Raw genomic sequence first — 12,445 nt, 5'->3', positions numbered from 1 at the left:
TAACAAGCTGAAAAGCTTAAGGGCAGGAGTGAGGAACACCCGTGAAAGCAATGATTATCGCTAATCCTTCTTCCGGGAAGGAAAACGCCTTGGAATATATTGAACAGATTGAAGCAATATTAAAAGAAAAAGGATACGATTCCACTGTCAAAAAGACAGAAAAAGAATTGGATGCTACGAATTTCTGTCAGGATGCCTGCACAAGTGACTTTGGGCTGGTGGTTTCTTTAGGTGGAGATGGAACGTTGCATGAAACAATCAATGGACTAGTGGATCAAGTCCATAGGCCGAAGCTCGGTATTGTTCCACTGGGAACGGTGAATGATTTTGCTCGGGCCTTGAACATTCCACTTGATCCTGACGAAGCGATCAGCCTATTGGCATCTGACAATACGAAGAATGTAGATATCGGGAAATTCAATGATCGTTATTTTGTCAATATTGTAGCTGTTGGTGCGATTGCGGAAGCCACGTATGACGTAACGCCTGAACAAAAAACGAAGCTGGGGCCTCTGGCCTATGTGTTAGAAGGCTTAAAAGAATTGACTTCTAATCGTACGTATCCACTTACGATTGAGTACGATGAAAAAAAATGGGAAGGAGATTCCTTGCTGTTTTTAGCAGCATTGACTCGTTCGACCGGTGGTTTTGAAAAGTTGACCCCGGAAGCCAGGGTGGATGATGGCATGCTTCATTGCTACGTTATCAAACAGGTGAACATGATCCGGCTTGCTTCGATTGCAACGGCAATATTACGTGGGGAGTTAAAAGAAGAGGAAGACGTAGAGTACTTCACAGCTAAGCGATTAAAAGTCTCCTCTCAGGACCCGCTTGTTACAAATGTTGATGGAGAACAGGGTGACCAGCTGCCGGTGGAAATGGAAGTAAAGCCGAGCCATATCCAAGTGATCGTACCGGAAAATTGAAACAGTGCCCGATTGCTGAGAGAATAATAACGCGGAAAGTTTTCATTAGGAGAGTCAGCGATGAAAAAAGATGTAGACGATTATTTGCAAGAAGGAATCTATGGAGCGAAGGAGACAAAGCCGGCAGAGAGAAAACGTTTTTTAGGTTCTCTCAGGGAAAGGATTGTCTTTGCCCTTACAAAGGGGCAAGTGATGAGAGCAAAAGGATTGGCTGAATTAGAGGCAGAAATAAAATCTCATCCAGATGCAAAACTGCTTTTAAATGGCGATATCAGCTACCGATTTTTAAAGGATTATCGATTGTTAGCCGATAAATATGGTGTCCATTCCACTTCGATTTCCAACAGGGAGGCAGAAACGGAGATCGGCGCGGTGTTAACTTACGACCATGCCATCGACAAAGAGCAGATATTTTTAGAAGAAAAAGAAGAAACAAACGAAGAGGATAAACCGGAAGCAATTAGTGTCACTCGTTTTTTGAAAAAAATCTTCACTGGCAAATAAGAAATCCCCAAGTCATGATAACGCGACTTGGGGATTGTTCTGTAATCAAGCGTTTGATTCCGCTTGTTCTTGTCTTTTTTTCATTCGTTTAGTCAGGAATCCGCCCTTGAATGTACGTGGTTCGTAGGAGACGACGAAAGCTTTAGGATCCATATGGTCAATGATCTCCATAAACTCTCTTTCCCGGTTCCTTTTTGCTAATACATCCAGACGGTAACGGTGATCTTCAATCCCTTCACCTACATAAGTTGTTACACCGAAGCCAGAGGAACGGAGGGTTTTTACTAAGTCCTCGTTCCGCTGCATTAAGTTGACCTGGAAGGTGACATATCCGATTTGAAGTTTTGCTTCCAGCAGGCTTCCTAAAAAGAGCCCGAGTCCGAACCCGAATGCATAGGCGACCATATTCCATATATTTGAGAGGTCACTGAAAACCAGTCCTAAGGAAATGACATAAATAAAACCTTCAAAAATGCCAATGAAGGCAGCTACATTACGGATCCCTTTTACGACAAGAATTGTCCTGATTGTAACGATCGGCACCAAAACTAATTGGGCCACAAAGATAATTAATGCTTCCATTCTATACAACACTCCAAGCTAAGACGTTTTAATTTCAATTATAATACTTCATTACCTCTAAAACTATTAAGGAAACTTTAAATTTATACTTTAAGAAAGTGAAATTATATGAAAATCTTTATTGCTGATAAAGAATGGTAGTTTTTTCTGGGTGTTTGATGTTTTGGCAGTCTGGTTGGATGGGTATATTTCTAGAAGATTTTTAAAGTAAAGGAGAAATACTTATGTCCCCGGACCAGATTGGTTTTGCGTTAATTTATATATCCATCTTTCTATTATTGGGCAAATTGATTCGTATCAAGGTACCTCTTTTTCAGAATTTATTTTTACCTTCTTCCATTATCGGTGGATTTTTAGCATTGATTTTAGGACCTCAGGTGCTTGGAAAGATTGCTTCTTCCTTTGTTTCTGAAAACCATTTTTTGACTAATGGGGTAATGACAGAAGGAATCACTCAGGTATGGGAAGCGTTGCCCGGATTAATGATCAATATTGTATTCGCAGCGTTATTCCTCGGTGCTACTACACCAACCTTAAAGAAAATCTGGAATTATGGCGGTCCGCAGCTGGCCTTTGGGTGGGCCATCGGCTGGGGGCAGTATGTTATTGGTCTGCTGGTCGTATTATTGATACTGGTTCCCTTTTACGATATACCTCCAATGGCCGGTGCTCTTATTGAAGTAGCTTTCGAGGGCGGTCATGGGACAGCAGCTGGTATGGCCGGTACTTTTGAAGAACTTGGATTTCCGGAAGCTTTTGACCTCGCTATTGGACTAGCAACGGTCGGTATATTATCCGGTGTCATTTTTGGTATCATCTTAATCAACTGGGGAATTCGCAGTGGAAAAACAAAACTGGTTAAAGATGTAAAAGACTTTTCACGCTTGAAAAAGCAGGGTATTATGGAATTCCAAAACCGTGAGCCGGCAGCGAGTATGACGCTTCGACCGGAATCAATCGAACCATTATCGTTCCATTTCGCCATTGTTTCTTTGGCTGTTTTAATTGGTTATGTTTTATTACAAGGGTTAATTTGGCTTGAAAGTATAACTTGGGGAGCGTGGACCGGCAGTGAAGTACTCACTTATGTACCATTGTTCCCAATCGCTATGATTGGCGGAATTCTGTTGCAATTGATTTTTGATAAAACGGATCACCATGAAGTGCTCGACCGAAGAATGATCGCACGTATCCAAGGCTTTGCACTGGATGTGCTTATTCTAACCGCCATTGCCTCTGTCTCTATCGACGTTATTGGTGAATACTTTGTTCCTTTCCTTGTATTGGCGGTGGCAGGGGTGACATGGAACATAGTCGGTTTCCTTATTTTAGCACCACGAATTATCCCGAACTACTGGTTTGAACGAGGGATCGGTGACTTCGGGCAATCGATGGGTGTCACAGCAACCGGGCTCTTGCTTATGAGGATTACAGACCCTGATAATGAATCCCCTGCATTTGAAGCGTTCGGGTATAAGCAGCTTGTCTATGAGCCTTTATTGGGCGGCGGTCTCGTTACAGCATTGTCTGTTCCAATCGTTGCCCAGTTCGGAGCAATTCCTATGCTCATAGTCTCCGCGATTATGTCTATTATTGGAATTCTCACCGGATTATTCTATTTCGGGAAAAATAAAGCCTGACATCTAAAAGAATAGGAAGCAAAATTGTTTCCTGCTCTTTTTTTTCAGGTTAAGTCAGTTATATTTATTTCCTGGGGAATATTGTTGAAGGGTGAAAATAAATGTAAAATGGTAGTATCTAACAGCGGAAAAGAGTGAATGGAGAAATGGATATAAAAAATATGCAGCAAATGATACAGATGCAGGCGATGTCAGCCATCCATGGAGGGAAAAATGCAATGGCGGACAGCCTGATGGATATGGCTTTCCAAAGCCTGTTAAAGGCTGCTATGGGTACAGAAACGCAGCAGCAATCACCAGCTTCTCAACCTGTAAATACGCTGCCTGCTTTTCAGCCCCAACCTAATCCTGCTACATTTTCTGTACGTTCATCCAGCGATCCTGTTCAAAAAGGAAATGATCCAATCCAACAGCTGATTGATAAAGCATCCAAAACATTTGGCGTGAAAGAAAGCTTGATTCGCTCTGTTATCCAGCATGAATCGAACTTTAATGCGGAAGCGGTCAGTCAGGCTGGCGCGCAAGGGCTGATGCAACTGATGCCAGCCACCGCAAAAGGGCTTGGTGTCACTAATGCCTTTGACCCTGAACAAAATGTCATGGCAGGGACAAAATATCTTAAGCAAATGCTGGATCGCTATGATGGAAATGATGCCTTAGCGTTAGCCGCCTATAATGCGGGTCCTGGAAATGTAGATAAATTTGGCGGGATACCTCCATTCAAAGAAACAGAGAAATATGTGCGAAATGTAATGGCCAAAGTATAAAACAAGACCGCATGGCAGGAGTTTTACTCCTTCATGCGGTCTTGTACGTTAGATCAATCTTCTGTCGGCAGGTTTTTGCTCATTTCTATATACTCGACAAATACATTGGCAAGCACTTTCAAGCGGTTGATGACATCTTCATCAATTAATTCTCCTTGCGTAGAGAAATGGTTCGTATGGCTGTAGACATAGTTTGGTGTAACGAGGCATCGGAAATAGTTCAGTATTGGCTTCAGCTGATTCTCGATGACCAGGTGATGCTGTTGTGTACCTCCATTTGCCACGATGGATACTGGTTTATATCGCATCGCACGCGGAGATAGACCATCAAAAAGGTTTTTAAGCGTGCCTGGGATTGAACCCTGGAAGATTGGTGTGGCGATGATATAGGCATCAGCTTCTTCGACTTGCTTAATCAGTTTTTGCATATCGTCATTATATTGGTCATTCGGCCGACCATCAATGAATTGCATGTCATAGTCTTCCAGATTGATGATTTCCGTATCATATTTATCAGATACATCATTGATGAATTTTTCTGTTTCCTGCAGTAGGGTTTTTGTTTTATTCCCAACAATGGTGCCGTTGATTAAGGCGATTTTCATCCCTTTTCATCTCCTTTATCAGAAAGTGAATACGTTGTTTTGTGTTTCTAAGTCCATTGATAATGTTAAATCATTCGCTATAAATTAGCAATTATCGGCTTTAAAGGTTACATTTATATGAATAAATTGTGTGAGAAAATAGGAGTATACCTAATCATATGGTGGGGAGGTTGAGATGTGATGATTCGAATTTGGCGAAGAATCAAATTTATTTTTCAGGTGCGTCGATCGATTCCATTTTTAAAAGACTTTTTTACGTCAAAGGAAGTAAAGGGGTCTCATAAAGGATGGTCGGTGATTTTATTTCTGGCATATTTAATCTTTCCATTTGATGTAATTCCTGATTGGCTGGCTGTAATCGGGCTTGTCGATGACCTGGCGGTGCTGGCCTTCATTCTCCAGCAGATAGTAAAAATGGCGCCAGATTCCTTGAAAGAAAAGCATGGTCTTTAAAAAAATCTCAGTTAAGCTTACTTTTACTAAAATTCAGTTTCAAGAAAGTGGGTCCGTTACCATGAGAGGAAAGGGATGGGCAGGGAAACGACTCGCTTTCCTGCGGGGACCTGGCAAGCTTCCTCGGGCTTGCGCCCTGTGGGATCTCGCCTAGCCCCTTCTCCCGCGGGAAAGGATAGGCTGGCAAGACCCCACAGAGCTTTAGCTCGAGGAGGCTTGCCGTCTCCCCTGCGGAAAGCGAATCCTTCCCTAACGCCCCTAAACTCATATAATCATCTCGAAATCAAGTCTTCGACTTTTCGGTCATTTTATGGAATAAGCCTCTTTTGTTAAATCAACAACTATTTTCAGAGCCTTAAAAAGTTTAAGATATTGCCGGTAAAGGAATAGAAGGTAATGAATGTAGAAATTGGAAGGAGTGTTCTAAATGAGTGAAGTACTTTTCACCGCACATGCAACAGCTGAAGGCGGACGTGATGGGCGTGTTAAATCAGATGATGGGGTTATTGACTTAAATGTCGTAATGCCTAACGAAAAGAAAGATGAAACAGGTACAAATCCTGAACAGCTCTTTGCTGCTGCTTATGCCGCTTGTTATGATGGAGCATTGAATCTTGTAGCAAGTAAAGAGAAAAAGGATATCGAATCGACGTTAAAAGCTGATGTTAGTCTCATGAAAGACCCTGAAGATGGCGGCTTTAAAATTGGTGTTGTTTTAAATATCGATATTAAAGGAGTAACGCAAGAAGAGGCTGAAGCATTAGCTCAGTCAGCTCATCAGGTATGCCCTTATTCTAAAGCGACCCGTGGAAATGTAGATGTGCAGCTTAACCCGAAAGCAGTATAATAGATGTACAGGAGGTCTTGGGCCATTAGAGGCTCAAGGCCTTTCTTTATACGTAATGCGAGGTGATCATGATGCAAAGGCTCGTATTATTAAGCGAGTGGAAAACCGACATATCGAGTGAATTAGAAAAAAGGATTATGAGCTTGATAGGGAAGGAGCGACCACTATTAGGTTACATCCCTTCCCAAACAGATTCTGATGGTACCTATTATTATACAATGAAAAATAGACTGGACCGGCTTGGTTTTTTTGATTATGTCTACTGTGATATCGACGAGGCGTTTGAAACTAGGGTCTTGGGGAATTTAGGTAACTGTGATGCTATATTTTTATCGGGAGGAAATACGTTTCATTTTTTAGCCAGGTTAAGAGAGCGACAGATGCTCGATTGGCTGAGGAGTTATGTGGACAGAGGAGGGGTAATAATCGGCGTCAGTGCAGGTGCTATGATAATGACCGAAAATATCAAGACTGCTGAATTTGTAGATGTTAAATATTTGGGAAGTTCGCCGTTATCTCCTTCTCAATATACAGCATTGGGGCTGGTAGATTTTTATTTTTACCCTCACTGGATAGAGGAACCTTCTCAGCATAGAGCGATCAATGAGTTGAAAAGAAGCGATAATACAGCCATATTTGCCTGTCTGGACGGAGGAGGTATCGTCATTGATGGCGATATACGAGAGTATTTTGGCCATCTCATTGAATATTAGAGGAGGGTATGGCAGATGGACAGTATCATCATCGTGATTGTTGTAGCGGTATTACTGGTAGCGAGTATCAGTTGGATGGTAAAGACAAAAAGAAAAAACATGGCACACGAAGCTGAGGCAGAAAAAAATATGGAGAAGGATCGCAACCATCAACGTCCTCCAATGCCTTAGCCACACGGAAAGAGACCAGCTGGAACGCCGGTCTCTTTCGCTGCTTTCAGATCAGCAAAACCAGTATCTGCTTTGCGATAAAAAGGGCGATGAGTAAACAGATTATGGTAAGAATCATCAGGAAGTGGTGTATATATTTTTTTAGAAATCTGGCTGTATGATCCGTCTGTTCCCCTGACTCTGTCATTTGGGGCTGGTGGTTATACCGTATCATATAGCCGATGATGATCACTAAAACAATCGTCAAGGAATTGAGTTGTCCATCTTTAAATAATTGATTCAACGCTTTATCGTATAACAGGTAGATGGGATCTTTCACCACTGGGTAATAAGTACCTGGATTGACAGCAGGGACGTTTTGGAAGTAAGGGGGAGAGGAGGGAGCTTGCACGGAATAAGCAGATTGATTAGGTGAAGTGTGGGTGGGATAATTGACCCTATCTGTTGTGCTTTCGTTTTCTTTCTCTGTATCCTTTTTATGAGTTGTGCTGGTTGTCTTTACTGCCAAACTGCTAGCTGCTTCATCCTCTGGGTTTGCTGGCGGATCTTCGCCATTGGAAAGGGGGACGGGAGACTGGTCGGACGCTTGGACATCGGCGTTCAGGTATTGCGACGTCTGGTCTGCATGGCTGACCATACCGCTAACAAACAGGCCTGTACCTAAAGCGACAGCAACAAGAAATGTTTTCATTGTCATTTCTAGACCTCCCTTTAAGTTGTTATACTATAAATATATCACAAAATTCTGACAATATTATTGGGAAAGAGAGTAGCTGATAGTGTTGAAAAATAGGCGAATTTTGGACAGGGTTGGGAAAATAACTAGATAAAGAGAGGAAGAATAGGCAAGAGAAAACCGCCTTATGAAAGACGGTGATAATAAATCCGTTTAAACTTTCTCCACTGATCCTAAACGAGGGTAGTCTGAATCGTTTCCTGCGATATCCTGGGAGGCATATCCAACTCCAGAGGCGATAAACAAAATACCGACCACAAGCAATAGTTTCTTCATGCTAAAACCTCCTTCCCCTGAAAATCAGATTGTGTTGCTATTTTAAAGTATTGGGCGGAAAGTTTATATCTCTTACCCTCATAATAGATCTCCCCCAATAACTTTAAAGCATCTTTATACTCTTCCAATTCATTGGCTTTCTCAAAGTAAGGGATGATTTCCTCTTTCAATGTTTGGATAAATATGTCTTGCTGCATCGTACCTTCTATACGGTGAAGCAAAATGAAATGTTTATAGAGATACTTCAGGTCTTCAAATTCAGCAGCTATCTTATGGCCTTTCTCCGCATACAACTTAGCTTTCGGAAAATCCTTTATCGAATAGTGTGTCAAGGCAAGCAAGTAGAGTGTGTTGGCGGGGTTCATTTGTTCACTTTCCTTCAATGCAAGTGCCGCCTCTAAATAGTCCAGCGCTTCATCGTATTGCTTATTATTTATGCAAATATAGCCAAGGTTATGATATACTTTCGCTCTAACTTCGTGGGTTAAGTAGCTATTGGCTGACCGGAGGATTTTTTGGAAGTATTCTTCCGCAACCTCATAGACACTCAATAAGTTATAGTTGATCGCTATCAGCATGCAGCATTCGATCACTTTCGTATAATGGAGTGTCTTCTGGTACATCTCCAAAGCTTTTTCTGCATACAAGATGGATTCTGCGAAGTTCCCCAATCTGCTATACAAGTAACTCATATGATAATACAATTCGCTGTCATCTATCGGAAGTTCGGCAATAGTAGCTTTGGCCTGCTTCAACTCCTTTAAGGAACAATGCCACTCATTCTCCATCAGGTAATAATAACCAAGTATTTTATGGAAATAGTATTGGAATTCTAGGTTCGAAGTTTCTGCAATACTTCTTAGAAGGGCTATTTTTTCGGAGGGGGCGTCTAGTTGGTTGAGGGTGAAGGCGTACCTGAATTCAAAAATCATAAACAGGTTGTTGAGCTCAATGTGGTAGTTATGCTGCAGTGATTCGCGTAATGATTGGTGTATATCGATCATCGTCGTATAATCATTATGTTTGATTGCTTCATGCCAGCTATGAAGTCTGTCATAGATAACACTGTCAAACGAGTCGTTAAGCGAGCGAAGGTCGAGTCCGAGACGGTCTCCCAGCAGTTCATAAATTTCTTCGCTGGGCTTAATCAATTCATGTTCAATTTTGCTTAAATACGATACAGAACATATCCCTAATGCCAGTTCTTCCTGAGTCATCTGCTGTTTCATTCTTTGCTGCTTGATTAACAGCCCCTTCATTATAACCCCCTCTTTTCTTATATAGGCGACATGCCAGGTTTTTAGGATTTTCAATATTATACCAAATGTTTTTCACCGTGTGTTTTTTTCGACAAAAATAGAAAAGAACATATTAAATATACTTTATTCTGCTAAAAATTTTGAAAAATAAATTATTTCTGGAATAATAAGGACATAGCGCAGGTTAGATAGGAGGAGAACAGGATGAATTTTGATGCATTATACAACCCGCATCCCTCACAACGTATGACCACATATGGGAAAAATGGAATGGTAGCCACTTCCCAGCCGTTAGCAGCTCAAGCAGGACTAGATATTATGAAAAAAGGAGGCAATGCAGTGGATGCTGCGATTGCTACCGCAGCTTGCCTGACAGTGGTCGAGCCTACCTCTAATGGAATCGGTGGAGATGCTTTCGCACTTGTATGGATGAAAGATGAATTATATGGATTAAATGCGAGCGGTCCATCCCCAAAGAATATTTCGATTGATAATTTGAAAGAGTTGGGGTATAAGGAAATCCCCCCCTACGGATGGATGCCGGTCACTGTACCAGGTGCGCCTGCTGCCTGGGTGGAACTTTCTAAGCGGTTTGGAAACCTGACCTTGAAAGAAACACTTGCACCCGCCATTGCCCATGCAGAAGAAGGCTACGCTTTAACTCCGATTCTCGGGAAGTTTTGGCAGGCGGGATATATGGCTTTCAAACAAAAGCTGACAGATGAAATGTTCGAGAATTGGTTCAAAACTTTTGCTCCAAAAGGGAGAGCCCCAGAAATCGGTGAAGTCTGGTCTTCTCCGGATCATGCAAACACATTGCGTGCGATTGCGGAAACCAATGGAGAAACCTTCTATCATGGAGACATAGCAGAGAAGATTGATGAATTCTCCCGTCGCTATGGGGGTTTTTTAAGAAAAGAAGACCTGGAGGAATTCCAGCCTGAATGGGTAGACCCTGTTTCGGTTAATTATCGTGGATATGACGTATGGGAAATACCTCCAAATGGGCAGGGGCTGGTAGCACTAATGGCCTTGAACATTGCGAAAGAGTTTAAATTCTCAGGCCAGCATTCAGTTGCTGACTACCATAAACAAATGGAAGCCTTGAAACTGGCGTTTGTTGATGGATTGGAGCATATTACAGAGTACGGCAGTATGAAGCATTCAGTGGACAGCCTGCTTTCCGAATCGTATGGAAAAGCAAGAAGCGCACTGATCGGAGAGGAAGCGGTTTCCCCTGCACCTGGCGAACCTCCGAAAGGCGGAACGGTTTACTTAGCTGCCGCTGATAAGGAAGGGAACATGGTATCATTCATTCAAAGCAACTATATGGGGTTCGGCTCCGGACTGGTGGTACCGGGAACAGGGATTGCCTTGCAGAACAGGGGCCATAACTTTTCCTTTGATCCGAATCATGTCAACGCGCTGGAAGGCGGGAAGAGAACATACCACACCATCATTCCGGGATTTCTGACAAAAGGCGGTAAAGCAGTCGGTCCTTTCGGGGTTATGGGAGGGTTCATGCAGCCTCAGGGTCATATGCAGGTGGTCCATAATTTAGTGGATTATCAGTTGAACCCCCAGGCAGCACTGGATGCACCTCGTTGGCAGTGGGTAAAAGAAAAACAAGTAATCGTCGAGCCGACTTTTCCAAAAGACGTGGCACAAGCGTTAGCGAGAAAAGGACATCATATCAAAGTAGCTCTTGACTCTGGAAGCTTTGGCAGAGGCCAGGTCATCATTAGGAATCAGGAAAGTGGCACACTGGCTGGTGGAACGGAGTCACGGACAGATGGAGCAATCGCTGTCTGGTAGTGCAGGAGAAGGGTGATACGACATGACACAATGGCATTTATTCTTGGCATTTTTCAGGGTAGGAATGCTGGGGTATGGAGGAGGGCCAGCCTCCATCCCCCTAGTACATAAAGAAGTAGTAGAGAAATACAAGTGGATGAACGACAATGAATTCGGGGACTTGCTGGCACTGGCCAATACACTTCCTGGTCCGATCGCGACCAAAATGGCTGGGTATATCGGCTACCGAGTCAGTGGCTGGGTTGGACTGGTCAATGCTGTCCTTGCGACCATAATCCCTACGATATTTTTGATGATTGTGTTGTTGACTTCATTGTCCTCTGTGAAGGATGCAGACTGGGTCCAAGGGATGACAAGTGCAGTCATGCCGGTAGTAGCTGTGATGCTGGCAGTACTGACCTGGCAATTCTTCCACAAGGCGAAACAAGGAATGGGCTGGGGGATGGCAGTTGGAATGTCTGCTGTCATTTTTGTTTTGCTCTCCTACATGAACATTCATCCCGGCATTATCATCGCACTCTTACTGGCAGCTGCACTCTTGAGAAAAGAGAAGACCAGTGCAGGAGAAGAGGTAAAAAAGGGGGATGAAACATGATTTACTGGCAGATATTTTTAGCCTTCTTCATCCCGGGCATACTTGGTTATGGCGGGGGGCCTGCTTCCATACCCCTTGTTGAAAATGAGGTTGTTAAACGTTATGACTGGATGACCGTCCAGGAATTTAGTGAAGTGCTTGCTCTTGGCAATGCACTTCCAGGGCCGATTGCCACCAAGATGGCAGGTTATATCGGATACGAGCAGGGCGGAATACTGGGGGCTTTTATCGGCGTCTTTGGAGCAGTTGCCCCTTCTTTAATCGTTATGATTTTCCTGCTCGGTTTACTTTATAAATATAAAGATTCTCCAAAAGTTAAGCGGATGACATTATATGTGCGGCCAGTGATAGCCATTTTACTTGGTATCATGGCCTGGCAATTCTTCGCTGAGGCGCAGGTTCAAATTGGATGGCTGCAGCTGATATTGATTGCGGTATCCAGCTTTCTTTTAATTGAGAGCATGAAGGTCCATCCGGCTTTTGTTATTGTAATATCGCTTGTTTACGGAGCTGTATTTTTAGGATAATATTGAAAAAGCCCCTTTCTTTGGGGCTT

General features: G+C 42.9%; 16 protein-coding genes. 11 read left to right on the top strand and 5 right to left on the bottom strand.

Features of this window, described 5'->3' with window-relative positions; genetic code table 11:
• Window positions 1–50: 50 nt before the first annotated feature.
• The gene (locus tag FHS45_RS16975) at window positions 51–926 is read left to right on the top strand and encodes a diacylglycerol/lipid kinase family protein (RefSeq protein ID WP_062439136.1); all 876 of its coding nucleotides are present in this window, start codon (window positions 51–53) and stop codon (window positions 924–926) included.
• A gap of 60 nt (window positions 927–986) precedes the next feature.
• Complete coding sequence (locus tag FHS45_RS16970) at window positions 987–1,430, top strand: YueI family protein (RefSeq protein WP_062438923.1); 444 nt, start codon at window positions 987–989, stop codon at window positions 1,428–1,430.
• Between the two features lie 45 nt (window positions 1,431–1,475).
• Here the strand turns inward: FHS45_RS16970 and FHS45_RS16965 are convergent, their stop codons facing one another.
• Window positions 1,476–2,012, bottom strand: coding sequence for a DUF2179 domain-containing protein (locus tag FHS45_RS16965; RefSeq protein ID WP_062438926.1), 537 nt, complete (start codon window positions 2,010–2,012; stop codon window positions 1,476–1,478).
• Window positions 2,013–2,236: 224 nt separating this feature from the next.
• Between FHS45_RS16965 and FHS45_RS16960 the strand changes: the two genes are divergently transcribed.
• Complete coding sequence (locus FHS45_RS16960) at window positions 2,237–3,652, top strand: sodium/glutamate symporter (protein ID WP_062438929.1); 1,416 nt, start codon at window positions 2,237–2,239, stop codon at window positions 3,650–3,652.
• 161 nt (window positions 3,653–3,813) lie between these two features.
• Window positions 3,814–4,419: a lytic transglycosylase domain-containing protein gene (locus FHS45_RS20380; protein ID WP_279588103.1), complete on the top strand. Its 606-nt coding sequence runs from the start codon at window positions 3,814–3,816 to the stop codon at window positions 4,417–4,419.
• 53 nt (window positions 4,420–4,472) lie between these two features.
• Here the strand turns inward: FHS45_RS20380 and FHS45_RS16950 are convergent, their stop codons facing one another.
• Window positions 4,473–5,024, bottom strand: a complete 552-nt coding sequence (locus FHS45_RS16950) for an NADPH-dependent FMN reductase (RefSeq protein ID WP_062438937.1) — start codon at window positions 5,022–5,024, stop codon at window positions 4,473–4,475.
• 180 nt (window positions 5,025–5,204) lie between these two features.
• Between FHS45_RS16950 and FHS45_RS16945 the strand changes: the two genes are divergently transcribed.
• From FHS45_RS16945 to FHS45_RS16930, 4 genes are all read left to right on the top strand, one after another.
• Entirely contained in the window at window positions 5,205–5,477 is a 273-nt protein-coding gene (locus FHS45_RS16945; protein WP_062438940.1) for a YkvA family protein, read from the top strand.
• Between the two features lie 427 nt (window positions 5,478–5,904).
• A complete protein-coding gene (locus tag FHS45_RS16940; RefSeq protein ID WP_062438943.1) occupies window positions 5,905–6,324 on the top strand; it encodes an organic hydroperoxide resistance protein in 420 nt (139 codons plus the stop codon).
• A 68-nt stretch (window positions 6,325–6,392) separates the two neighbouring features.
• Entirely contained in the window at window positions 6,393–7,037 is a 645-nt protein-coding gene (locus FHS45_RS16935; RefSeq protein ID WP_082411881.1) for a Type 1 glutamine amidotransferase-like domain-containing protein, read from the top strand.
• Window positions 7,038–7,052: 15 nt separating this feature from the next.
• Window positions 7,053–7,208: a hypothetical protein gene (locus FHS45_RS16930; protein WP_157620110.1), complete on the top strand. Its 156-nt coding sequence runs from the start codon at window positions 7,053–7,055 to the stop codon at window positions 7,206–7,208.
• A 46-nt stretch (window positions 7,209–7,254) separates the two neighbouring features.
• Here FHS45_RS16930 and FHS45_RS16925 read toward each other — a convergent pair whose 3' ends face one another.
• From FHS45_RS16925 to FHS45_RS16920, 3 genes are all read right to left on the bottom strand, one after another.
• Window positions 7,255–7,905 carry a hypothetical protein gene (locus FHS45_RS16925; protein WP_062438949.1) on the bottom strand — a complete coding sequence of 217 codons (651 nt, stop codon included), beginning with the start codon at window positions 7,903–7,905 and terminating at the stop codon, window positions 7,255–7,257.
• A 192-nt stretch (window positions 7,906–8,097) separates the two neighbouring features.
• Entirely contained in the window at window positions 8,098–8,220 is a 123-nt protein-coding gene (locus tag FHS45_RS20375) for a hypothetical protein (protein ID WP_258953953.1), read from the bottom strand.
• Window positions 8,217–9,479, bottom strand: coding sequence for a tetratricopeptide repeat protein (locus FHS45_RS16920; protein WP_062438952.1), 1,263 nt, complete (start codon window positions 9,477–9,479; stop codon window positions 8,217–8,219). The genes FHS45_RS20375 and FHS45_RS16920 overlap by 4 nt, the downstream gene beginning before the upstream one ends.
• A gap of 204 nt (window positions 9,480–9,683) precedes the next feature.
• Between FHS45_RS16920 and FHS45_RS16915 the strand changes: the two genes are divergently transcribed.
• From FHS45_RS16915 to FHS45_RS16905, 3 genes are read left to right on the top strand one after another with little or no spacing between them, the layout of a single operon-like run.
• Window positions 9,684–11,294, top strand: coding sequence for a gamma-glutamyltransferase family protein (locus FHS45_RS16915; protein ID WP_062438954.1), 1,611 nt, complete (start codon window positions 9,684–9,686; stop codon window positions 11,292–11,294).
• Window positions 11,295–11,316: 22 nt separating this feature from the next.
• Entirely contained in the window at window positions 11,317–11,889 is a 573-nt protein-coding gene (locus FHS45_RS16910) for a chromate transporter (RefSeq protein WP_062438957.1), read from the top strand.
• Window positions 11,886–12,416 carry a chromate transporter gene (locus tag FHS45_RS16905; protein WP_062438960.1) on the top strand — a complete coding sequence of 177 codons (531 nt, stop codon included), beginning with the start codon at window positions 11,886–11,888 and terminating at the stop codon, window positions 12,414–12,416. Before FHS45_RS16910 ends, FHS45_RS16905 begins: the two co-directional genes overlap by 4 nt.
• The last annotated feature ends 29 nt before the right edge of the window (window positions 12,417–12,445 follow it).

This window comes from Thalassobacillus devorans (genome assembly GCF_011761345.1).
GTDB lineage: Bacteria > Bacillota > Bacilli > Bacillales > Halobacillaceae > Thalassobacillus > Thalassobacillus devorans.
Note: the sequence above shows the minus strand (reverse complement) of the source record. Positions and strands in the feature narration are given on the sequence as shown.

Bases quoted from the DNA above. Each gene is read 5' to 3' on its own strand.
- FHS45_RS16975 (WP_062439136.1), top strand. From the start codon at position 51: ATGATTATCGCTAATCCTTCTTCCGGGAAGGAAAACGCCTTGGAATAT.
- FHS45_RS16970 (WP_062438923.1), top strand. From the start codon at position 987: ATGAAAAAAGATGTAGACGATTATTTGCAAGAAGGAATCTATGGAGCG.
- FHS45_RS16965 (WP_062438926.1), bottom strand. From the start codon at position 2,012: ATGGAAGCATTAATTATCTTTGTGGCCCAATTAGTTTTGGTGCCGATC.
- FHS45_RS16960 (WP_062438929.1), top strand. From the start codon at position 2,237: ATGTCCCCGGACCAGATTGGTTTTGCGTTAATTTATATATCCATCTTT.
- FHS45_RS20380 (WP_279588103.1), top strand. From the start codon at position 3,814: ATGCAGCAAATGATACAGATGCAGGCGATGTCAGCCATCCATGGAGGG.
- FHS45_RS16950 (WP_062438937.1), bottom strand. From the start codon at position 5,024: ATGAAAATCGCCTTAATCAACGGCACCATTGTTGGGAATAAAACAAAA.
- FHS45_RS16945 (WP_062438940.1), top strand. From the start codon at position 5,205: ATGATTCGAATTTGGCGAAGAATCAAATTTATTTTTCAGGTGCGTCGA.
- FHS45_RS16940 (WP_062438943.1), top strand. From the start codon at position 5,905: ATGAGTGAAGTACTTTTCACCGCACATGCAACAGCTGAAGGCGGACGT.
- FHS45_RS16935 (WP_082411881.1), top strand. From the start codon at position 6,393: ATGATGCAAAGGCTCGTATTATTAAGCGAGTGGAAAACCGACATATCG.
- FHS45_RS16930 (WP_157620110.1), top strand. From the start codon at position 7,053: ATGGACAGTATCATCATCGTGATTGTTGTAGCGGTATTACTGGTAGCG.
- FHS45_RS16925 (WP_062438949.1), bottom strand. From the start codon at position 7,905: ATGACAATGAAAACATTTCTTGTTGCTGTCGCTTTAGGTACAGGCCTG.
- FHS45_RS20375 (WP_258953953.1), bottom strand. From the start codon at position 8,220: ATGAAGAAACTATTGCTTGTGGTCGGTATTTTGTTTATCGCCTCTGGA.
- FHS45_RS16920 (WP_062438952.1), bottom strand. From the start codon at position 9,479: ATGAAGGGGCTGTTAATCAAGCAGCAAAGAATGAAACAGCAGATGACT.
- FHS45_RS16915 (WP_062438954.1), top strand. From the start codon at position 9,684: ATGAATTTTGATGCATTATACAACCCGCATCCCTCACAACGTATGACC.
- FHS45_RS16910 (WP_062438957.1), top strand. From the start codon at position 11,317: ATGACACAATGGCATTTATTCTTGGCATTTTTCAGGGTAGGAATGCTG.
- FHS45_RS16905 (WP_062438960.1), top strand. From the start codon at position 11,886: ATGATTTACTGGCAGATATTTTTAGCCTTCTTCATCCCGGGCATACTT.